Below are 22,188 nucleotides of genomic sequence, written 5' to 3'. Positions count from 1 at the left end.
GGAAAGCTTCTTTAGCTCATTGAAAAGAGAAATACTTATTGATACTTCACAACACTCTGCTCAACAAACTAGAACTGCAATATTTGAATACATAGAAATTTTTTATAACAAACAACGTCACTATTAACTATTGCATTCCAGAACAATTTGATGCATCATTCTTTTTGTAAAAAACATTCCACACTTTCTCTCCACTTTTTCTGGGTAAGGTCAAAGGATCTTATGTCTTAAACCTTATCACCAGGCTTAACAAATAGGTGGCCCAATACTATTAACTTTATGGGTTTATCTTCGTTATTTGCTACTATCCAAACCCCATCGCTCTCATGATCAACAATTTCTATTGGTGCAAATACTACATAATTATTGTCATCAACAATCTTTATTCCAAGAGCACCCTCGTCACTTAAGCTCAGGGCTGAAGAAGGAATTTTATATGCAAATCTTTCGCCTGAAGGTAGTCTTACGTTGGCAGTTAATCCCTGCAAGGATATCATTTTATTATTAGTTACCTTTACCTCTACCCTATAAGACCCAGTTTTAGGCTCAGCAATTTTACTAATAAAACTTACTTCACCTGCCAATTCTTTTCCGTCCAGTAAATTAATTTGAGCTGTGCTGCCTAGCTCTATTTTACTTACTTCATTTTCCGAAACGTATAACACCACAAGAATTTGATCGAAATTAACCACGTCAGCTATTTTTTGCCCAGCATTAACAAAATCCCCTTCGTTTGCATTGATTTTATCAATATAACCATCTATAGGAGATGTGACTGCAGTATTTTCTAAATCCAATTCTAGCCTTTTTAGGTCAGCTTTTGCACTTTGTAACGCAGTAAAAGCTGCTTCTACTTGTATTTGTGCCCCATAGCCTTTTTTATTCAGTTTGTGAGAGGAATCATACTCAATTCACGCTGCTTTAATAAAGCTTTGGCTTTCTGAGCTTGCTCAATCCTGTCATAATCTTCTATCTTTAACACTACATCATCTCTTTTTACCTTTTCACCATCAGGTAAATAAATAGCAATAATCTTACCACTTATTTTTGAGACAAGGCTAGCTCTATGTAAGGGATTTACTGTACCAGAAAAATTTAAATATATAGTGCGGTTTTGCGGCGCACATTCTTGAGTTTTTACTGAAAAGCTACTAGTTGCATTATCGCTATGAACCGCCTGATCTTTTTTTAAAAATGCACTGCTGATAAAAAACAGTAGAATAAAAGCAATACTGGAAATGATGATTACTTTGTTTCTCACCTTTAAACAATAGAATTTGTTGACCAATCTTGTTAGAAACAACTGCATAAATTTTCGAATCAGAAATGTAAGTATAATACATGTACCATTGTCACTCCATAAATAGTTTTATATGAGAACAAACACAAGATTTTCCTACAATAAGTAAGTTTTTTATTGCTAAAATGCAATTTTTAATCGAATAAAAATGTAAAATTGCAAACAAAGTTGTGCATAAGACTGGATTTAAAAAAATCTTGAAAAATATACTAAAACTTTTAAATAATAACTTTATATCTAGTGGCTTTGCCTTCTCCAAGACGCTGTAAGTATTTCATCCCTAGCAGTTTCTTTGTAATTGCCTCTACTGTTCTTGGAGGAAATCCTAGAGCTTCTATAGCATCTTTTCTACTAAATTCTTTATCTGCAAGGCTAAGTGCCCATTCCCAGAAGAACAATTGTTTTCTTGATAATAAATATTCAGTATTCTCCCTCTCAAGAATATAATGCGCCTCATTTGCTTGCGTTTTGAGTACATTAAGAAAAAATATTAACCACGGGGAAATATCTTTTTTGCCACTTTTCCAGCTACTTTGTGTTTTATTAAGCGCTAAGTAGTAATCAAGTTTGTTAGTTTCAATTATCTTTTCATGTGATACAATAGATACAAAATCATAACCCTGCTGCAACAGCATTAAATTAGTCATCAATCTACTAGTTCTGCCATTTCCATCTTGAAAAGGGTGTATTGCCAGATACTCAAAAACAAAGTTAGCAACAATAATAAGAGGATGCTTAAATTTATTATTTAAGGACCAGTGATACCAATCAATAAGCTCTTGTACTTCCTTTCTAACAAGGTAAGGTGGTGTGGGATCAAAAATTATACCAACAACTTTTCCATTCTGATCTTTTGCCTCAACTCTATTAGAACTTGCTTTGTATTTTCCTCTATGATACAAATCTTTTTCACTATAAAGTAGCATCTGGTTGTTAATGTGCAATATTGATGACTCACTAATTGGAATATCCGTATAATCATGAAATATTAGTGTAAGCATTTCTAAGTAGCCAGCAATTTCTTGCTCATCTCTATTTTTAAATTTTTTGACACGTAGGTTTTTATATAGATCCTCAACTTCTTTATCGGTTAGACGATTTCCTTCAATACGGTTAGAAGCGCCAGAAGATGTAACAATAACTGAATGAGTTAATCTTTCAATTGTTTGTGGTAGTAGTTTTTTCGTTATCTGCCAGCTATTTTTAACACTATCAACTGCAGTAATTAACTCGTACACTTGTTCAATTACAGGCCCTTCTAGGTTGAGACGTGTACTAAGACGAAAATTCTTCCAGTTCATATTCTTCTCACATGCATATTATGTGAGATAATGTGAGATAATGTGAGATAATGTGATAAAAGTCAATAGTAAGCTTTATATGCATAGCAGAGCTAACTACAAAAATTATACATTTTCAAGTGATCCTAACCATATCAAAAACTACAGGGCAAAGCTGTTGGAGGAAGGCTTAATTAGTTAAAAATTTCAATCTTATGTAAAATATTGTCTTATTTTGTAATTTTCTTGTTGACTAACGAGACGATATCTACTTTTCAATAAACTCCATTTGCATTTCTTGTATACTACTTTCTATTTGCTCTATTTGTTCTATTAACCTTTCTTCTAAGTCAAGATTACCGCTCAGCCTCGCTTCGGTTCTTTCTTTTCGTAATGCATTTAATTCTTTTAGTAACACTATATTATTCCACACAATTTCTGCAGATTTTCTCTCGTTCAGTTGGCTATTTAGTACACTAGTTTTTTCAAATACATACTTTATAACGTTAAACTGTTTCAATTCTTGTAACAAAGCCTCTTTATCGAGTTTGCTTTTGTTACTTATTACATCAATTACACGCTGTTGTAATCTTTTCATCTCATTAGTAAATTCAAAATGAGAAAATTGCTCAAAAAATATAGGACGGTTCAAAATTTCAGGAAATTCTACGGCTATACGCAAAATTACGGCCTGATTTTGCTCTGCTTCAATTAGCTCTGGAGATTTGTTATGAAGATACTCACCTTTTGTTGCTCCAGTTTTACTATTAAAAATCTGTTTTTTGAAGCTACTTCTTAGTTCACTAGCCTTATTGTAAAAATAATCTCTGTAATACCTTCTAATACTGCTGTTGCTAATAGTATTTACATATTCCATGAACTTGTGCTCAAGAATTGAATATTTTTCCGGAGCAAGTTTTTCATAATTTTGCAAATTGCTATCGATTATGTGATGCCATAAATATTCAGAATGCAGTTTTGTTGAATGGTCAAGAGCAGTCAACACGTCTTCTTTCTTGTATGCCAGTTCGTTACATATATCGTATGGATCTTTATTACTTGGCAAAGTCACAAACTTTAACGTGTATCCAGGCTCTAATATTGGCAGAGCAAGTTCTGCAACTCGAGTAGCAGCATGACGTCCAGCACTATCGCCATCCATACAGATGGAGATTTCTTTAGCAAATCTCCATAGATTTTTTATCTGCTCTGCAGAAATTGCGGTACCAAGCGGAGCAACTGCATTACTAATTCCTGCTTGATGTAGCGCTATAGCGTCCATATATCCTTCAACAACGAGTATGTGCTGTTTTTTACGTATTTCGCTTAAAGCAAAGTTTAATCCGTATAAATTCTCCCTCTTCTTAAAGAGCTGACTCTCTGGACTGTTTAAATATTTCGGCTGTTGCTCAGAACTTAGCACACGTCCGCCAAAACCAATAACTCTCCCTGCAATGCTCTGTATAGGAAATATCAGCCGGTCATAAAAATAATCATGAAAATTTTTGTTTACTAATCCAATATCAATCAAAATTCTGTCTTCAATACCTGAAGAGTTTAAATACTCTTTCAAACCAGAGCTTGGTGCATAACCTATCTTAAATTTATCTATGATTTTAGGTGAAATCTTACGCTGCTTTAAATAATCTACAACACCTTGATTTTTTTGTGCAAACCAATTTGCAGCTAAATCAAGCGCTAAAAATAGTTTATTGTCCTCTTTTGTAATACTAAGATTTTTGGGCAGTTCAACACCTGTAACCGATGCTAATTTTTCCAATGCTTCTTTAAAGCTTAATCCTTCAGTTTGTGAAATAAATTCAAATGCATCACCACTAGCCAAGCAACCAAAACAGTAATATAACCCCTTAGTATTGCTCACCGAAAAAGATGGGGTTTTTTCGTTATGAAATGGACAGAGCCCAACAAAACTATCTCCTCTTTTTATTAATCTGACTTTTTTACCTACTATGTCGGATAATAATAATTTTGATTTTATAATATCTATATGATCCATCTTGTTAAATTAGTAGTAGGATAAAAATTATATAGAATTTATACACATCTGACTCGAAATTTATTTCTATAACTAAAGCAATTTAGATTTACCGACAATGTAGCTATACAAATTCAAGAGCAATCCTGTCATCCAGGTAAAACTTCCTTGACAAACCTCGCCAGCGCCCTTATCATGAAACTGAAGCTATTTATTTATCTTCTCTGTACAGATTAAATGACAAAAAACTCAACGTATCTGGCGTCTCATGTTTAATTTTTTGCACTATGTGCACCTTATGTCTTTATCAAATTCCGTGTTTTGACCTACACAAGCTGAAATACGCTTATAAAGCATTTAAAACATTAAAAAACGCCAACTTAAAAAATGGATAGTGAATAACTAGCTACCCTAGGGCTTCTTTTGCCTTTTTTTCTGTTTAGTAAATTTCTTAACGTTTATAATTTAGATTAGTTGCAGCTTAAAAGCAGCTAAATCGCGGTTATTAAGTGTTTAGAATAAAAAAACGCCATACTTGAAAGTATAATGTAAGTAATTAGCCAACCACGGGGCTTCTTTTGCCTTTTTTTTCGTTTGGTAAATTTCTTAATATTTATACAGAAGGTGTCATTCCAGTGCTTGACACTGGAATCCAGTTCTTATTATACAGCTATCTGGTGTACTTATTTAAAATTAAGTTTTCTGGATCTCAGTGCCAAAGCACTGGGATGACACCCTTCCTGGCGGAGATTATTCTCAAATCACAATGTTCGTACAGTTGTGGAATGAATTGCGGTATGACGTAGGAAAACCTTAGCTATAGCTTTAGAACTCCCAAAAGGTCAGAAGCATTGAATGACTTGACAGAAAGTTCAAACCCATATAAAATGTCCTTATTTCTTATATGTTAGGTATAGTATCAATTGCCTCAGATCATGCTGGTTATGAATTAAAATCAGAAATAAAACCTTACCTGGAAGCCCTAGGTTACAGAGTAGTAGATCAAGGCTGCACTGCTAAGCAAAAGTGTGTAGATTACCCAAACTATGCTGTTAAAGTTGTAGAAGATATAACAAGCAAAAAAGCAAATTATGGGATATTAATTTGTGGTACAGGTTTGGGCATGAGTACTGTGGCAAATCGTTTTGAAGGAATCTACGCTGCTTTATGTAACAGTGTTGAGATCGCAAAATTAGCTCGCGAGCATGGCAACGCAAATGTACTGTGTCTTGGTGCAGGGTTTACTGCGAGTGGATTAGCAAAAGACATAGTCAAACAATTCCTCGAAACAGAATTTTCAAAAGAAAGCAGACATAAAAAACGCCTTGATAAACTCAGCAATATAACCTCTAAGAAAAAAAAAACAAAAACTTATAACGAAGATGAAATATCAAAATTCGCTAAAATGGCAGGCCAGTGGTGGGATGAGAACGGCAAATTCAAACCATTGCACATGATGAATCCTGTTAGAGTATCTTACATTATTGAGAAAATAAAAGAGTTAAAAAAATGCAATTTAAAAGAATTATCATTGCTTGATGTCGGGTGTGGTGGTGGCATTTTGTCAGAGTCAATGGCACGCGTTGGCATTAACGTTGTGGGAATAGATGTATGTGAAGAAAACATAAAAGTAGCGCATTCACATGCAAAAAAAGTAGGGTTAAATATAGAATATATACACACCAGCATTGAAGAGCTAAGCAATGACAAGAAGTACGACGTGGTTCTGTTGATGGAAGTAGTTGAACATGTGGATAATTTAGAGCTTTTCATGAAAAAAGCGATAGAACTGCTAAAACCTGAGGGGTTAATCTTTATATCCACAATAAATAGAACTATCAAATCCTTCTGCCTTGCAATAATTGGTGCAGAGTACATATTAAATTGGCTGCCAAAAGGTACACATAACTGGAATAAATTTCTCAAGCCGTCAGAAATTGCAAATCACTTAAGAGAAAATAATGTAACGCTGCAAAACATGGCTGGCATGGAGTACAACGTAATAAAGCGTGAGTGGAATCTAACTAAAGGCGTGGATGTTAATTATATACTCTGCGGTTTGTTAGATTTAACTCTATAAAAGCACCATTTTCACTTCCAATACTTTGAAGGATCTTGGCCAGCTTTTATACAGTAGCCTTTATTAGTTAGCGCCCAACCGGAACGACAAGCATAACCTGTACCTACACGTTCATATCCAGGAGCAGCAACACACTTTCCATTCTCCAAGGTTTGACCTTTAAAAAGACAACAAACTTCTTTTTCTGTTACCTTTGTTACAATTTGAGGAGCACCAAAAAACACAGCAACAAACATACCCAGTGCGAAAAGTGCAGGCCAAGGCATTCTGCCAAATATTGCAAGTAAGCTTGAACCAATTATTACCACTGTAATCATTGGTCCACCTATTCCATGAACGTAACCTATTACATTACACATTACATCTGTTGCTCCATCAGCGTGTGCATCAAATGCATAGAAAACTATAAATAGAATTACAAGAAAATTTCTCATTGTTCTTTCAATAATCATGCCTGATTGTTTCTTATTTTAATAAAATTTCAGTAAATAGCTTTTTTCAAAAATTATGCTTAACCCAATCAATATTTATTTATTACTGCCTTTTTAATACTATAATTAACTCAGTTGATTTTTATCAAAATGCTAAACCATGGAACAATTCGAGAACTTTTACATCACCACGCCAGTATATTACGTAAACGATAAGCCGCATATTGGTCATGCATACACTTCTCTCTTGTGTGACGTGGTGGCAAGGTTCATGAAACTAGCTGGGAAAAATGTCAAATTTACCACCGGTACAGATGAACATGGACAAAAAATAGAAAAAGCAGCTAAAGCAAAGGAAATGCAGCCAAAAGAATTTACAGATGATGTGAGCGTTTCATTTAAAGAATTGGCTAAGTTCATGAATTTTGAGTATGACGATTTTATTCGCACTACGGAGGAACGTCACAAAAAAGCAGTTATAGCTTTATGGAATAGACTTGAAGAGAGAGGGCAAATATATTTGGATTCCTATTCGGGTTGGTATTCAGTTCGTGATGAAGCATTTTATCAGGAATCAGAGCTGATAGATGGCAAAGCACCAACAGGCGCAGAAGTTCAGTGGATAAAAGAAGAGAGCTACTTTTTTCGCTTGTCAAACTGGCAAGACAAATTACTGGAACTCTATAAAAATCAGCCAAGTTTTATCTTTCCTGAGAGCAGAAGAAATGAAGTGATATCGTTTGTAAGATCAGGGCTCATTGACCTCTCAATCTCTCGCACTAGTTTTAACTGGGGAATAAAAGTACCAGGTAATGACAAACACGTAATCTATGTCTGGATAGATGCATTAACCAATTATCTTACATCAATAGGTTTACCTAGTACTGAAGGTGAGGAATATAAGAGGTTTTGGGCAGAACCAGAAACACAGATTCCAGTGTCAAGCACTGGAATGACACCAAACCAAGGGAAAACGCAGATTCCAGTGTCAAGCGCTGCAAACCTAGCTGACAACTCTTTCAACGTTCATGTAATCGGTAAAGACATATTGCGCTTTCATGCTGTATATTGGCCAGCGATTCTCCTTGCAGCAGACCTACCACTGCCAAAACAAATTGCAGTTCATGGTTGGTGGTTGAACGAGGGAGAGAAAATATCCAAGTCCCTTGGTAATGTCATAGATCCAATTGGCCTCGCTCAAGAGTTTGGTGTTGATCAGCTACGCTATTTTCTCCTCAGGGAAGCAAGCTTCGGCCAAGATGGCAACTTTAGTAAGAAAAATATGATCAGCCGGATAAATTCAGAACTGGCAAACAACATAGGCAATTTAGTGCAAAGAACAATTTCATTTTTACACAAGCAATGTTCTGGAATTGTACCAACAATCGATCAAAGCCTACTTAAAGGTGAAGAAAGTCTTCCAGGTTGCAAAGCTATACTCGATCAAGTGATGAATCACCTATCAAAGTATGAATTTAACCATATCATACTTCTAATCATCAACATCTCTTCTGAAGCAAATGCCTACATAGACAAAAGTGCACCCTGGACACTAAGCAAAACTGACAGAGAGCGCATGAATTTAGTAATTTACAAGTTACTGGAATATATCAGGATAATAGGCATTTTATTGCAGCCAATCGTTCCCAAGTCAGCAGAGATGATACTAAATCAACTGCAAATTCCGAAAGAACAACGAGATTTAAAATCTTTGTGCGACGCGTGCGTAAGTTCAGGCATAACATTGCCTAAACCTACGCCGGTTTTTTTGAGGGTTGATGCTAAAGAGGAGAAATAGTGTAAAAACTATTTCTCCTGGATGGGATTATCTTTAGTTAACGACGGTGCACACCGCTGTCTACATATTCAAGTTAGGTGGCAAGTGCCTTAGTTACTTTAGCACAATATGGTTTAGTAACATCAGCACCTATCACTACTACTTCAGTCATTGCCGACTTAACCTTTCCTAGGCTCCATGCAAACCAGCCTTGACCATTTTCTTCTTTAGTTGGCTGACTTTCTGGGCTAGAAATCTCAGTACCTTTTTCATCACCAGATTCTGCATCATAAAATACATCCTGATCCTCAGAAAGACTCATTAAATAACTTTTAGCAGCATCAACATTTAAATGATCAGGTTGCTTAGGAACGTTATCAATATTCATCTGATTTTCCTGGCTAGGAGTCTCAGTTTTTAAATTTTCTTGTGTAGCCACATTCTTTTTTTCATCAGTTTGCTCTCTTAAAAATTGCCTTACCATCTTCTGTTTTTCTCTAAACAAAAAATCAAATAATATTGGAGAAAGCTCTAGCTTTGCCCCCTCTGGAATAACAATACCATTACCTTGAGATTCACTTGAAAGTTGACTAGCACCACTTGCTTGATCTGCCTTATTACCAAACATCAAGTTTTTAACACTATTCCAGTATGGTGAAAATTTTTCTGAGACCCATGAAAATTCTATTTTAGTTGATGGCATAGTATCATAAACATTTTTTAATTTATTTCCAACACTACTAATTGTCCCTTTTGCTTGTGAAATAATGGCTTGCTCTTGAGTTTGTACTTCGAAATCTCTCTTAGTAAGCTGCTGGTTTATGCTATCAAATTCTACCGCATTACCTGGCTGAGAAGCATTAATCCTTCTGGTTGCAGCCAACTCATTTTTCATTCTAAAAATCTCCCGATCTTTCTCAGAAATAGTTTTATCTTTATCTTCTATCTCTTTTGCTTGATTAGCCAGTTGAGTATTTTTTTCGGATATTTCTTTTACTTTCTCAGAAATTATTTTACCTTTAGCTTCTACTTTACTTTTTTCATCAGAAAGCTGAGCTTCCTTCTCAGAAATAGTTTTGTTCTTACTAACTGCTGCATACGAAAGTGCAATAGCTACAGCAGAAAATACAGCACCACCAATAATAAATGGAAGGCCAACACTTAATGCTGCAACTGGAGCTAAGAAACCAATATAAGGAGCTGCAGCAAACACTCCAGATGCTAATAAAGTTAAAGCAGCCAGAGTTCCAGCTATATAATAGGGTACATTGTTTTTATTCATCATCTCACGTATTATAAAATATAATACCATATATAAAAGGATTTTTAAGAAATTGTCAAGCTATCTTTACATAAAAAAATAATCAATGAACTTGGGAACAAGAAGATTGCTGTCAAGCTATGAACTATGCCTTTCCGTGTAATCTTTGAATGCACCTCTGTTAGAGTCAAAATATAGCTTCACACTGCCAATTGGTCCATTTCTCTGCTTTGCAATAATGAGCTCTGCAATGTTTCTAATTTTTTCCATTTTCTCTTGCCATTCCCGATGTTTATTGTTTCCTTCATTTGGCTGTTTTCTTAGTTCATAATACTCTTCTCTATAGAGAAACATTACTATATCTGCGTCTTGCTCTATGCTCCCTGAATCACGTAAATCAGAAAGTTGTGGTTTTTTATCATCCCTCTGCTCAACAGAACGAGAGAGCTGAGATAGTGCAACAATGGGAATATTTAGCTCCTTTGCAATTGCTTTCAAACCCTGCGTCACTTCCGAGATTTCTTGCACTCTATTTTCATTACTCCTTTTTGTTGTTCCTCTGATTAGCTGCAAATAATCAATGAATACCACTTCTACATTATATAATTGATACAGCAAGCGTATTCTGGTGCGAAGGGCACTAATTGATAGCGCAGGGGTGTCATCTATGATGAAAGGCAGTTCAGATAATTCTGTACTAGTATTGATAAATTCATGCAATTCAAAATCACTAATTCTCCCGGTTAATGCCTTATAATAACTAATCCCTGAATCTATAGTGATCAGCCTTGCAGTTAATTGCTCTGCTGACATTTCAAGTGAGAAAAACGCTACATGGTGTTGTTTATCTGCTCTTTTTTGCAACATCTTACAAGCATTAAGTGCAATGTTTAGCGCCAATGCTGTTTTACCCATAGAAGGCCTTGCAGCTAAAATTAATAAATCAGATTTTTGTAGACCACCAAGAAGCTGATTTAGATCTTGAAGTCCGGTTGTAACGCCTAGCGCTTCTGGATTATTTTTCAGTGTGCTGATCTTCTCAACTACATCTTTAATTGAACTTGCAAGTTTTATATATGTTTTCTCACCTTGTTTTTTTACTGCCAAATTGAACAATTTTGTCATTGCTTGTTCAATTTGCGCCTGTGCAGGATTTTCAATATCGTAGTTGTAGCTATCACCAACTATTTCTTGCCCGAGCTTAATTAAACATCTCCTTAAGTAAGTATCACGGATTATTCTAGTCAAATTATAAATATCAAGTGCAATACTTGCCTTCGCTGCAAGCTTTGCTAAGTACTCTACCCCGCCACACTCGGTAAACGCTTGGTCGTTCTCAAAAAACATTTTGAGGCTCAGTTCATTGGCAACTATACCGTGTTTCCTGGTTTTAGATATTTGCGTAAAAATACTTTGATGCAGTGGATCATAGAAATTTTCTGCTGTAATTGTGTCTTCAACTGCATCACAGATTCTATTATCACGAATCATTGCACCAATAAGCATCTGTTCAGCTTCTAAATTATGCGGTAATTTACATATTTCCTTATCTACACTTCTTGAACTGAGGAGATTGGCTAATTCATTCATTTTAAGTTTTGAGAGTAACTGTTGATTATTGTAGAATATTTAGTCCTAATTTGAAAGATGTAAAGGCAAAAAAATTTGACTAATTCCGTGTTGCCTATAGCATTAAAACTTAATGCCCCTGTGGTGGAATGGTAGACACGGCAGACTCAAAATCTGTTGCTTGCAAAAGCATGCTGGTTCAAGTCCGGCCAGGGGCACGTTAAATATTGGAAAGTATATATATGTTACATAAATTTTTTAATCGTTTATTTTCTATTTTTTCTTCTATAAATGTTATTCAAAAGGTAAAGAAAGATGAAAATGGGATATGTTATGTAACGGGCCTCAGGCGCTATATATCAGTATTGCTTGATTTGATTATTATCGTTTTGTTCTTGCAGTTTTGCAGCCAAGCCTTAAATCAGCTCTTTATGAACTCAGAGGATAGCAAAATATTAAGTCAAATTGCTGCAAAATCCCCAATGCAAGCACCACTGTCTGCGGAAGAAAAGACAACGCAGAGTAGACTTATAAAATTACTAATCCTAAATCAAATAAATTAAAAAATATTTATGATACTATGCCATCAGCTGAGTTTGCAAAGGATATCAAAACAGCATCTGAAAAAGCATTTACTTCTACAAAAGAAGCATTTATTAGTGGTCGTGTAACTCGTATTGTTAAAGATGGCTTAAAAGATGTTTATGGTACGTCATTTGAACCAGTAAAAAGTGCACTTAATAGCTTTGGAAGCAGCTTGAAAAACACTTGTGATACATCAATTGAGTCAGCAAAAGGGACAATTAGTAGTGTTGGAAATAAATTAAATTATTATGCTCTTTTGCTATGTAATATATATGTGGGTAAAGTTTGCTACTACACCTGGAAAACTATTATTTGGGCTTAGAGTTGTGGATGCACAAACTTTCGAAAAGATGACCCTAAAACAAGCAACAAAGAGATTTTTTTCCTTTATATTGTCAGTTGCACCATTGTTCTTGGGCTTTTTATGGTCAAATTTCAACAAACGCTGTCAAACTTGGCACGATAAGATCGCAGGCACAGTGGTTGTCACGAGTAAAAGCCTTAGAAGGCAGAGCTAAAAACTACTTGACACCCTTCGCCAGCCCCTTTATCATGATACTTAAGGTATTCATTTATCTTCAATCTGTGCAGATTAAACGACAACAGTATTACGTATTGGCGTCTTATTTTTAATTTTTTGCACTATGTGCATGCACTGGGATGACACCTCTGGGCACTGCCGTCGTAAAGGAACCAGTGTCAGCTACTCGTATGACAAAGGAGGACAGTGTCTCAGCTACTTTCATGACACCATTTGCTGTCTTTAAAAATGAATGTTCTTACAATTGTGGGTCATGCGCTTTATTAAATATTTTACTTAAAAATCTAATTTCTTATTATACAAGAGATAAGCAATTCATTGATGATGAAAAATTACAAAAAGGTGCATAGAAAGCGCCTAAGGGAGAAAATTATTTTAGATAATGGACAATCATTACTTGATTATGAGGTTTTAGAGCACATTTTATATTCAGCATACAGTAGAATTGATGTAAAGCCGATAGCAAAGAGTTTGATAGAAAATTTTGGCAGTTTGAATAAAGTTTTTAATGCTGACCTGGAAGCGCTGCAAAACGTTGATGATGTCAGCAATGCAGCGATATCTGCCATCTTTTGTGTAAAACAAGCCTTTGTTCGTTCTGCAAGAGAAGAAATAAAAAACCTGCCTGTAATCGATAACTGGGAAAAATTGCTTGATTATTTAAGAATAAGTATAGGAAGCCTCAATAAGGAAAATTTTCGTGTCATCTATATGAATAAAAAGTATCGTCTAATAGCGGAAGACCTGCAAAATATTGGTACAGTAGATCAAACTCCTCTTTATGTCAGAGAGATCATCAAGCGCGCACTTTTGATTGGTTCAATATCCATTGTAATATCTCACAATCATCCAAGCGGAGATACACAACCTTCAAATAGCGATATATCTCTCACTAGACAACTAGCAGAAGCTTGCCAAAGTATAGGAATAGAATTAATAGACCACATTATTATTACATTCAGTAGCTATTTTAGTTTCAAGGAAAATAGGTTGTTGTGAAAGCCTTTATAGCTACAGTAACTTAGATTTACCGACAATCGTCATTCCGCTACGTGTTAGCGGCTAAGAGATACCGTGACGGGATGACGTAGGGGTTGCCGAGAACTTGTCATTCCAGTGCTTGACACTGGAATCCAGTTTTCTTTACAAATTCACCAAAAGTGCTTCATTCTATAACGCAAAACCCATACTCACCAAACCCAATGCATTACTTGCAATTAAGTTTCCTGGATCCAAGTAGTCAGGGCACTGGGATGACACCGTCATAAAGGAACCAGTGTCAGCTACTTTCATGACACCCTTCTGGTAGGCCCAAATCGCAATGTTCGTACAGTTGTGGAATGAATCGCGGTATGACGGTTCGCGGTGGTATGACGTAGTAGCTATTTCTTGCAATCAAGTTTCGTTAAAAGTCAGATTGAATGGTTAAATCTTCCACCCAAATAACCACGCACTCTACTTGCTTGTTTGGATATATTTCTTGTACTAAGGTTTTATAGATTAACATCTGTTTTTTTATTTCATTTAATAAGGAAACAGAAACGTTACGGTGTGACTTGTAGTCAATTATGATTGCTTTATCTTGCGTTATGCATAGCCTATCTAGTCGTACTAATACTGGTTCGCCATCGATTATTCCACTCAGTGTAATCTCTGATTTGCCTCCTAAGTCAAACAAATAGCCATATTTTTCATTAAAGGCCAATATTTTACTGTAAATTTCATCCTTATCTTCACTGGTGTTGATGTTATCAAGGTATTTTCTGACCCAATTTTTTCTCCTTTCTTTTTCTATCTTGGGCATATACTGCAATATGCTGTGAATTATTAGGCCTCTTGCATAACCATCTGTCATCCCAGTGCTCTTTTTTTTGTCATTCAAGTAGCTAGACACTGGCTTTTTTTCTCTAGGTTCCAGCGTTACGTGCTGGAATGACATTGATAGGTTTGGCGGAAGAGAAATGACCGGAACGTCAAAGTAATCACGTTTTTTATAAATGTAAGGGTAGTTTGCGTTCACACATAGCACTTCAACTTTTTCTTTAAATATTGGCTGTAAGCATGCTTGTTTCTTTTCATATGATGTTCCATACTGAGTGATTAAATCATACCAAGAGCCCTTTTGCACTGCCTCTTTGCTTAAGATGTATAACTCATCTTCAGCACGCGTGAGTGCTACGTATAATAAACGCAAATATTCATTATAATCCTCTAGTTTTTTCTCTCTTTTTACTTGATCACAATAAGCATTGTTGTTTTTTCTACACCAAAATGGCACTTCCATTCCATCAAAGATGATACTTTCATTGCTTCTTGGCACCGTATTTGTATCAACCAAAAATACTATGGGAGCTTGCAGGCCTTTTGATTTGTGAATCGTCATTATTCGCACAGCATTGCGTTCTGATTGCATATCATTCTTAATCTCCGGATTATTCTCCTTGATCCATTGAACAAACGCTTGAAGAGATGGGTTTTCAAATTGCAACACAAGGTTCATAAATTCGTCTAGAACCTCAAAGCACTCAAGACCTAGCCTTGCAGCAAATTTCTTCTTACCTGTGCGCAATATATGTGTAAATAGTGCAAGAGGAGACTCTATGCGAGATAAGTTAATGAGATAGTTTAATTCACTATAGATAACCACAGAATAATCCTGAATTCTTTCCCATAGTGAATGCTCCTTACGGTCGTATGCAATGTTAAATAAATCATCCTCGGTGAAATTAAATAGCGGTGATTTTAAAGCATTTGCAAGAGCTAAATCATTTGCCTGGAGGAGTAAAAATTCGGCCAAAGCTATTAAGTCCTGCACGGCTATATAGTCCATAATTCTAAAATAATCCCGGCCTACAACTGGCACATTTGCTTTTTTAAGTTCGCTTATTATGTAATCAACTAACACGTTTCGTTGTCGCACCAAAATCATAATGTCTCTTGGCTCTATATGGCGATCTTTAGCGACTAAAATCCGCCCTTCGTTTAACCAATTGTGAATTCTGTTAGCTATTGTTTGAGCAAGTAATCGATCTGCTATTGTATAACCTTCCTTGCATGTCAGAGGAATTTGTAAAGCTCGCTGTTCTTTCTCTTTGCGCCTTGGTAACGCTGGCCAAATTTCAATATATCCTTGGTCATTTTCTCTATGTGGAACATGTTTTATTTCATTATCATTAAAAGATATTTCTGCGCGGAAGTTATTAAATATTCTATCTACAAGCATCAAAACTTCTGGAGTTGAGCGAAATGACTTTTCAAGTTGGCATGATATCCAATCTCTAACACCAGTTTTCGTATGAAAGTATTGTTGCATATAGTTGAATAGATGGGGATTTGCTCCTTGAAATCTGTATATTGATTGTTTTACGTCACCAACTACAAATAAGGTTCGCTTTTCATCATTACCGGCAAAAAATTCATCGCAGAGATTTGTTATAATTTTCCACTGGCTGATGCTATTGTCTTGTGCCTCATCAACAAGGATGTGATCTATTTTTTGATCCAAGTTAAACAATATCCAATCTTTATAGTTTGGATTGCTGAGAAGATTTGTTGCTAAGCCAATTATATCATTGTAGTCAAGCAGTGCATTTTTTGATTTTTCGCTACTGTATAGATCAACATATACTTTAAATATACCAAGTAAGCTACTGGTTCTCTTGAATATTTGATAAGAGTTCATGTCTCTTATATGGGTAAATACTACATTCTGAACGCTCTCTATTATTTGCTCTGCATCTTTGAATTTCTCCAAAATACTTTTTGTTGCAATGGATGATATGCTCTTTTTTTCGTGCGATTCTGATTTTAGAAATACCTTGGCTAGGTTTTCTATTTTGGTGTCATTCCACTTTATTCCGGTGTCATCCGAGTAGCTGACACTGGTTCTTTTTTTCTGGATCCCAGCTGGGATGACAGTAGAATAAAGTATTTCACTATAACTCTGATCTCTTTTACTGCCTTCACTTAATATCTCGGCTAGTCTTCCCACGTGCTCAATTGTTTCACTCTGTAAGTCATGAATTCCATCTGGGGCGCTCAATTTATCTTTGATATATTTCGAATCATTTGCTGACATCGATCTTTTTACACATAAAGTATAAAGCAAATCGCGTAGTTTATTTTCATCAATTTCAGTTGCAATAAGGTTGATATCATCCTGCACAGTTTCGTTATGAAGCACTTTATTGAATATGAGTGAATGTAATTCTTTACATTCACTCAGCGTGCAATTTGGAGCAATGCCAGCTTCTATGGGAAAGCTGGAAATTAATTTGTAACAGAAAGCGTGTATGGTTTGTATAGTTAGACCAAGATTTTCCAGTTCAGAGAAAAGCCTTCTTGCTCTTGTTAAATAATCTTTATTTTTTCTGGATCCCAGTGTCACGCACTGGGATGACAAGTAGGGGTACATCGGAAAGAAATCTAGTTGTTCCAGATCCATTATTAATTCACTATCTGAACATATTGCCCACTTACTGAGTATGCTGTGAATGCGATTCTCCATCTCGTTTGCTGCAGCATTGGTGAATGTTAAGCAAAGAATATTTCTTTTGTTTTCTAATAAAAGTCTCAATACTCTGTCTATTAAGATTTTTGTTTTGCCTGTACCAGCGGACGCATTTACCCACACAGAGAAATTAGGATTTATGGCATTTGATCTCATCAGAAGTGCGAGAACCTTATAAAAGTTGACTAGAATAGCATTATACATATAATGTAAAAATAGTGTTAGTGAAGATATATAATGAAAAGTTTTTGTGTAAAGGCGCCTGCAAAAATCAATCTTTTTTTGCATGTTGTAGACAAAAAAGAAACAGGGTATCACTTGATTGAAGGTTTATTTGTCTTTGCTAATCTCTCTAATTTTTTGGAAATAAAAGTAGGTGAGAAGGATTCTAGATACGATAACTCTACAGTTGAATTTATAAACTCCGAGTCTAGAATAAATAACCAGTATAACACTGTAATGAAAGCGGTTAATCTGCTGCTTAGGCATGCTCCTGTACGCACTAAAGTCACTGTAAAGGTTGTAAAAAACATACCAATTGCTGCAGGACTTGGTAGCGGATCCTCAGATGCTGGAGCTGTGGTACGTACGCTAGGGAAGCTGTGGGAGATTGATAGGACGATTTTAAATGAAATAGCCTTAAACGTTGGTGCTGATGTTCCCGCAAGCGTAGATAGCAAGCCAGTTTTTGTTAGAGGTATTGGCGAAGAATTATGCCACATTAAAAAATTCTCTTTACCTACAAATGTGGTGCTTGTGAAACCGAAAAAAAGGTTTTTGAGTACACCAGAGGTATTTTCCAAACATGAAGGAAAATTTTCTGAGCCAATTAAATGGAGCGATGACGCTGAAAAGGATTTGTTGAAGCTTCTTAAAGAGACGAGAAACGATCTTCAAGAAATAGCAATAAGCTTTGTACCTGAAATTAAGGATGTGATATCAACACTTGAGTCACAAGAAGGCTCTATACTTTCTCGCATGTCAGGCAGTGGTGTATCATGTTTTGGAATATTCGATAGTGAGGAAAATGCAAAAGCTGCTGCAGTTAATATCGGAAAAAAGCAACCAGAATGGTGGGTATGTGACACTCAATTAATAGTTTGACTTATGCCCTTAATTTCCGAGAATAAAAATCTTATAAATGGTTACAGGGAAGGAAAATTTTTGGTGAATAATAGAGAATATTGCGGCTCAATTATAATTTTTCCTGAAAAGGTGATTAAATTGAAAGAAAGTGATATAAATAGCAAGGAACATTTTAAATCTTTTTTAACAGAGGAAATAGAAATTTTGATAATAGGTACTGGTAAAACACGCAATATACTAAGTTCTTCAGTGAAGTCCTATCTTATGGAACAAAAAGGTTTAAATTTTGAATTTATGACAACAGGTTCTGCATGCAGAACCCATAACGTTTTAATATCCGAAGATAGATTTGTTGTCAGTTATCTAATAGCCATATAGCATGCTTACCCAGGACTTTTTCATCAATAGTCTAGTTGCAGTAGTTGTAATTAGCCTAGTAACAGGCGCTTTAGGATCGTTTATGATATGGCAAAGGTTATCTTATCTTGGTGATAGTTTGTCCCATTCTTCGTTGCTTGGTGTTGCACTTGCTTTAATCTTTAAGATTAGCCCATCGCTTAGCATAATGCTCATTGCAATTACATTTGCTATACTACTTTCTCTTAATTTTAACAGATTATATTCTGCTGATACGATATTGAACATTGTTACCAATGTAGTTTTATCATCGAGTTTAATACTTATGTCTTTTCTTCCATCTGGCAATAATAGTATTATTAGCTCACTGTTTGGTGATATATTAACGCTCGATCAAAGTGATATAGTATTGATTTTTTTAACCTCTGCAGTAGTTACTTTGATATTAATATTTAGATGGCGTTATTGGTTAATGATTTCAATTAATCAAGATTTAGCAGTAGTTGAAAAAATTAATGTTACCTTTGTTAGACTAGAATTTTTAATCACTCTTGCTATATTTATAGCAATTGCTGCCCAACTAATAGGAATATTACTCATTGCTGCATTTTTGCTAATACCAGCAGCATCTGCAAGGCTCATTTCGAAAACTCCAATGCAGATGATTATTGTTGCAACAGTTTTTTCTGTGATCTCTGGGATATCAGGTCTCATGTTATCTGCAAGTTTTGATTTGTTAACTGGACCTGCAATTATACTTGTTGCAGCGGTATATTTAATTATCGCTTATTTTATAAGGCTAGTATTAAGCAGGTTGGCTTAATTTTGATCTCGAATGTTAATAATTTTGTAATATACTCATTATAAAACATCACTATCTTAGCACAAAATAGTTTTTGCTATACTATTATTTATATGCTAATGATAAGTTGTTAATTTTATGGAGTAAGCAATATGAGCGAAGAAGGATTTTTTTCCAAATATATATCTCAACCTGTGAAAAAATTTTATAATTATATTACAGGAAAAACAGAAGAGTCAGATGATGTAGCAGGTGATGTGCATAATATTGCACAAGGAGACTCAGAGTCTTTGGATACTCATGTACAGTCAAATGAGAATGATATCATATAGATAGCATGAGGGTCACACCATCCAAAGTTAAAAAATTCCTAGAGAAACCTGATGCTTTACGTGGTGTGTTAATTCATGGAAGTGATAACAGTAGGGTTGATTTTTATGTACAAGAAATAATTGCTAATTTGGGTGAGTATTCAGTTCAGGTGATGGATTTTGCAATAGTGAATAAGTCACCCAGTTTACTGTTTTCTGAATTGGCAAACGTTTCGATGTTTACCAGCAAAAAATTAATTAAGCTGATAAATGTGAGTGGAGGTATATCCAAAGAGTTAAAAAACGTATTGGATTATAACGCAAGTGGTCACTATGTAATGATGGTAGCAAGTGATCTTCCATATAATTCTGCGACTAAAAGTTATATGGAGAGTTCAAAAATTTTTGGTGTGATTGCTTGCTATAAGGACAGCAACAGCAATCTTTATGACATTATATCAAGTTACTTAAAACAAAATGATATAAAATGCACAAATGAGATAATCTACCATTTGCAATCTTACTTTAATCATAGCAAGCTGCCTATATGTTCAGAACTTGAGAAGTTAGTTTTATACTTAGGGGAGAGAAAAGACCTAAAACTTACTGATATAGAATTATGCTTTTCAACTTCCGGCAACGACTATGCTACACTTGATGATTTATGTTCTGCCATAGCAAGTAAAGATATGTTGCGCTTCATTAGAATTTCTGATGCATTGGTATCGCAAGAAAATTTTTCACCGATAGCGCTAATTCGCATTATATCAAATTATTTCCTACGCCTTGAAAACGTTTTGCTGTCAGTGCAAGGTGGAATGAGTGAGCAGGCTGCGATTGATCAGCTAAGCCCTCCATTGTTTTTTAAACAATTGCAGAGTTTTAAATCTCATTTGAAAAGTTTGCAACTTTCAGAACTTAAGAAGATCTTGGAAAAATTGATAAGCTTAGAAGTTACCTGTAAAAAAACTGATTTAGATCATAAAATGATTTTTCAACATGCACTGACGGGTAGCTGACTACTCGGATCCAGCCTTTCTTATAATTTCATCAAAATGTTGTATTTTAACATAAAATAGCTGCTTTTATGCCTACCAAAATTCATTCTTTAGTGTGTGTCTCACAAGTATTCTTTGCTAATAGGATATTTTCGAATATAATTGAATATAACTAGATAAAAATACAGATATGTTTGACATTTCAAAAATTGTAATAACACCTGAAATGTTAAAATTAGTTGCTGAAATTGATGAATTTAAAGGAGCATGGCAATTGTTTGGTAATTTAGCTCCAGAACGTTTACAAATGCTCAAGAAAATTGCAACAATTGAAAGTATTGGTTCTTCTACTCGTATTGAAGGGGCAAGATTATCAGACCGTGAAGTTGAGCAATTACTATCCAAACTTGATACACGCTCATTTCGTTCTCTAGATGAACGAGAAATAGCCGGATATGCGTATGTGTGTGAAGAAGTATTTCAAAACTTTAACAAGATGCCATTTACAGAAAACACTATAAAACAGTTTCACATCTGGCTTTTACAATTTTCATATAAAGATCAAAGGCACATGGGAGAATATAAAAAATTCCCCAATCATGTTGAAGCGTTTGATGAATCTGGAAAAAGCTTGGGCATAGTTTTTGAAACAGCCTCTCCATTTGAGACAGCAACACAAATGCAAGAACTTATTTATTGGACTAGCCAGCAATTAGAGGTGAAATCGTTACACCCTCTATTAATTATTGGCATTTTTATAGTTACTTTTTTAGCTATTCATCCCTTCCAGGATGGAAATGGCAGATTATCACGCATTCTCACAACTTTCTTGTTACTAAAGTTAGGGTATATCTATGTACCTTACAGTTCCCTTGAAAGTAATAAGGAGAGTTACTACTTAGCTTTGCGTCGTACTCAACAATCCTTGAAGACGAGCAGCAATGATTTTAATCCATGGCTTATGTTCTTTTTAAGGTCACTACAAAAGCAAAAATTTTATCTTGAACAAAAGGTGTCACATGAAAAAGTGTTAAATCTCTATTTACCACCACTTTCTGCTGAAATACTAGCACTACTCAGCAAACATGGACGTCTTACAATTAAGGATTTGGAAAATATTACTAAAGCAAACTGCAATACCTTAAAGAAGCACGTATCTAATCTCGTAAAGAGTAATCACATTACTCAGCATGGAAAAGGCAGAGCAACCTGGTATGTAATATAGAGCTCAATAGGATATGTATTCATTTTGAATTGTTAAATTATTCAGCTATAGAATATAGATCACAGCTGTACAAACATTG

Annotated in this window: 18 protein-coding genes, 1 tRNA gene and 5 pseudogenes; 15 read left to right on the top strand and 9 right to left on the bottom strand. The window is 35.1% G+C overall.

Translation table 11 applies throughout. The features are described from left to right. A pseudogene (locus HUB95_RS06520) lies at nucleotides 1-170 on the top strand (IS3 family transposase); the annotation flags it as partial. A gap of 57 nt (nucleotides 171-227) precedes the next feature. Here the strand turns inward: HUB95_RS06520 and HUB95_RS06430 are convergent. The 4 genes and pseudogenes from HUB95_RS06430 to HUB95_RS06515 form a co-directional block, all read right to left on the bottom strand. After that, nucleotides 228-1,309, bottom strand: a pseudogene (locus tag HUB95_RS06430) (efflux RND transporter periplasmic adaptor subunit). 209 nt (nucleotides 1,310-1,518) lie between these two features. After that, nucleotides 1,519-2,601 carry a Fic family protein gene (locus tag HUB95_RS04130; protein ID WP_197907351.1) on the bottom strand — a complete coding sequence of 361 codons (1,083 nt, stop codon included), beginning with the start codon at nucleotides 2,599-2,601 and terminating at the stop codon, nucleotides 1,519-1,521. A 247-nt stretch (nucleotides 2,602-2,848) separates the two neighbouring features. Then, the gene (dnaG, locus tag HUB95_RS04125) at nucleotides 2,849-4,597 is read right to left on the bottom strand and encodes a DNA primase (protein WP_015589099.1); all 1,749 of its coding nucleotides are present in this window, start codon (nucleotides 4,595-4,597) and stop codon (nucleotides 2,849-2,851) included. A gap of 598 nt (nucleotides 4,598-5,195) precedes the next feature. Further along, a pseudogene (locus tag HUB95_RS06515) lies at nucleotides 5,196-5,285 on the bottom strand (WPE palindromic element domain-containing protein); the annotation flags it as partial. A 195-nt stretch (nucleotides 5,286-5,480) separates the two neighbouring features. Between HUB95_RS06515 and ubiG the strand changes: the two are divergent. After that, nucleotides 5,481-6,656 carry a bifunctional 2-polyprenyl-6-hydroxyphenol methylase/3-demethylubiquinol 3-O-methyltransferase UbiG gene (ubiG, locus tag HUB95_RS04115; RefSeq protein ID WP_015589098.1) on the top strand — a complete coding sequence of 392 codons (1,176 nt, stop codon included), beginning with the start codon at nucleotides 5,481-5,483 and terminating at the stop codon, nucleotides 6,654-6,656. A gap of 11 nt (nucleotides 6,657-6,667) precedes the next feature. Here the strand turns inward: ubiG and HUB95_RS04110 are convergent, their stop codons facing one another. Then, complete coding sequence (locus tag HUB95_RS04110) at nucleotides 6,668-7,108, bottom strand: TrbC/VirB2 family protein (RefSeq protein ID WP_010082521.1); 441 nt, start codon at nucleotides 7,106-7,108, stop codon at nucleotides 6,668-6,670. 139 nt (nucleotides 7,109-7,247) lie between these two features. Here HUB95_RS04110 and metG point away from each other — a divergent pair, with 139 nt between their 5' ends. Then, the gene (gene metG, locus HUB95_RS04105; protein ID WP_015589097.1) at nucleotides 7,248-8,885 is read left to right on the top strand and encodes a methionine--tRNA ligase; all 1,638 of its coding nucleotides are present in this window, start codon (nucleotides 7,248-7,250) and stop codon (nucleotides 8,883-8,885) included. A gap of 73 nt (nucleotides 8,886-8,958) precedes the next feature. Here metG and HUB95_RS04100 read toward each other — a convergent pair whose 3' ends face one another. After that, a complete protein-coding gene (locus tag HUB95_RS04100; protein WP_244662733.1) occupies nucleotides 8,959-10,149 on the bottom strand; it encodes a hypothetical protein in 1,191 nt (396 codons plus the stop codon). 114 nt (nucleotides 10,150-10,263) lie between these two features. Then, nucleotides 10,264-11,715, bottom strand: a complete 1,452-nt coding sequence (locus tag HUB95_RS04095; RefSeq protein WP_209452334.1) for a replicative DNA helicase — start codon at nucleotides 11,713-11,715, stop codon at nucleotides 10,264-10,266. A gap of 114 nt (nucleotides 11,716-11,829) precedes the next feature. Here HUB95_RS04095 and HUB95_RS04090 point away from each other — a divergent pair. The 6 genes and pseudogenes from HUB95_RS04090 (at nucleotide 11,830) to radC (ending at nucleotide 13,819) form a co-directional block, all read left to right on the top strand. After that, a tRNA-Leu gene (locus HUB95_RS04090) sits at nucleotides 11,830-11,912 on the top strand. Nucleotides 11,913-11,936: 24 nt separating this feature from the next. Further along, nucleotides 11,937-12,251 (top strand): annotated as a pseudogene (locus HUB95_RS04085) (RDD family protein); the annotation flags it as partial. Between the two features lie 23 nt (nucleotides 12,252-12,274). Further along, a complete protein-coding gene (locus HUB95_RS04080) occupies nucleotides 12,275-12,601 on the top strand; it encodes a hypothetical protein (RefSeq protein WP_244662732.1) in 327 nt (108 codons plus the stop codon). Next, nucleotides 12,525-12,797 (top strand): annotated as a pseudogene (locus HUB95_RS04075) (RDD family protein); the annotation flags it as partial. The gene HUB95_RS04080 and the pseudogene HUB95_RS04075, both read left to right, overlap by 77 nt. A gap of 142 nt (nucleotides 12,798-12,939) precedes the next feature. Next, a complete protein-coding gene (locus HUB95_RS04070; protein ID WP_197907365.1) occupies nucleotides 12,940-13,170 on the top strand; it encodes a hypothetical protein in 231 nt (76 codons plus the stop codon). Beyond that, nucleotides 13,145-13,819, top strand: a complete 675-nt coding sequence (gene radC, locus HUB95_RS04065; protein ID WP_209452333.1) for a RadC family protein — start codon at nucleotides 13,145-13,147, stop codon at nucleotides 13,817-13,819. The genes HUB95_RS04070 and radC overlap by 26 nt, the downstream gene beginning before the upstream one ends. A 171-nt stretch (nucleotides 13,820-13,990) precedes the next feature. On the opposite strand, the gene HUB95_RS04055 is transcribed toward radC, so the two are convergent. Both HUB95_RS04055 and HUB95_RS04050 read right to left on the bottom strand, forming a co-directional pair. Continuing rightward, nucleotides 13,991-14,215, bottom strand: a complete 225-nt coding sequence (locus HUB95_RS04055; protein WP_209452332.1) for a hypothetical protein — start codon at nucleotides 14,213-14,215, stop codon at nucleotides 13,991-13,993. Nucleotides 14,216-14,225: 10 nt separating this feature from the next. Next, nucleotides 14,226-17,486, bottom strand: coding sequence for a UvrD-helicase domain-containing protein (locus HUB95_RS04050; RefSeq protein WP_209452331.1), 3,261 nt, complete (start codon nucleotides 17,484-17,486; stop codon nucleotides 14,226-14,228). Nucleotides 17,487-17,567: 81 nt separating this feature from the next. Here HUB95_RS04050 and HUB95_RS04045 point away from each other — a divergent pair, with 81 nt between their 5' ends. The 6 genes from HUB95_RS04045 to HUB95_RS04020 all read left to right on the top strand — a co-directional run bounded on the left by HUB95_RS04045 (nucleotide 17,568) and on the right by HUB95_RS04020 (nucleotide 22,109). Then, nucleotides 17,568-18,434 (top strand): 4-(cytidine 5'-diphospho)-2-C-methyl-D-erythritol kinase, encoded by an 867-nt coding sequence (locus tag HUB95_RS04045; protein ID WP_015589090.1) that lies wholly within the window; start codon nucleotides 17,568-17,570, stop codon nucleotides 18,432-18,434. Nucleotides 18,435-18,437: 3 nt separating this feature from the next. Further along, a complete protein-coding gene (locus HUB95_RS04040; protein ID WP_015589089.1) occupies nucleotides 18,438-18,794 on the top strand; it encodes an Mth938-like domain-containing protein in 357 nt (118 codons plus the stop codon). Nucleotide 18,795: 1 nt separating this feature from the next. Continuing rightward, nucleotides 18,796-19,596 (top strand): metal ABC transporter permease, encoded by an 801-nt coding sequence (locus HUB95_RS04035; protein WP_010962536.1) that lies wholly within the window; start codon nucleotides 18,796-18,798, stop codon nucleotides 19,594-19,596. 131 nt (nucleotides 19,597-19,727) lie between these two features. After that, a complete protein-coding gene (locus tag HUB95_RS04030; RefSeq protein WP_010082539.1) occupies nucleotides 19,728-19,907 on the top strand; it encodes a hypothetical protein in 180 nt (59 codons plus the stop codon). A 5-nt stretch (nucleotides 19,908-19,912) separates the two neighbouring features. Further along, nucleotides 19,913-20,905 carry a DNA polymerase III subunit delta gene (gene holA / locus HUB95_RS04025; protein WP_015589088.1) on the top strand — a complete coding sequence of 331 codons (993 nt, stop codon included), beginning with the start codon at nucleotides 19,913-19,915 and terminating at the stop codon, nucleotides 20,903-20,905. A gap of 169 nt (nucleotides 20,906-21,074) precedes the next feature. Next, on the top strand, nucleotides 21,075-22,109 hold the full coding sequence (locus HUB95_RS04020) for a Fic family protein (protein ID WP_015589087.1): 1,035 nt from the start codon (nucleotides 21,075-21,077) through the stop codon (nucleotides 22,107-22,109). Nucleotides 22,110-22,188: the final 79 nt, after the last annotated feature.

The organism is Wolbachia endosymbiont of Ceratosolen solmsi (assembly GCF_017869155.1).
In the GTDB taxonomy this organism is placed as follows: domain Bacteria; phylum Pseudomonadota; class Alphaproteobacteria; order Rickettsiales; family Anaplasmataceae; genus Wolbachia; species Wolbachia pipientis.
Note: the sequence above shows the minus strand (reverse complement) of the source record. Positions and strands in the feature narration are given on the sequence as shown.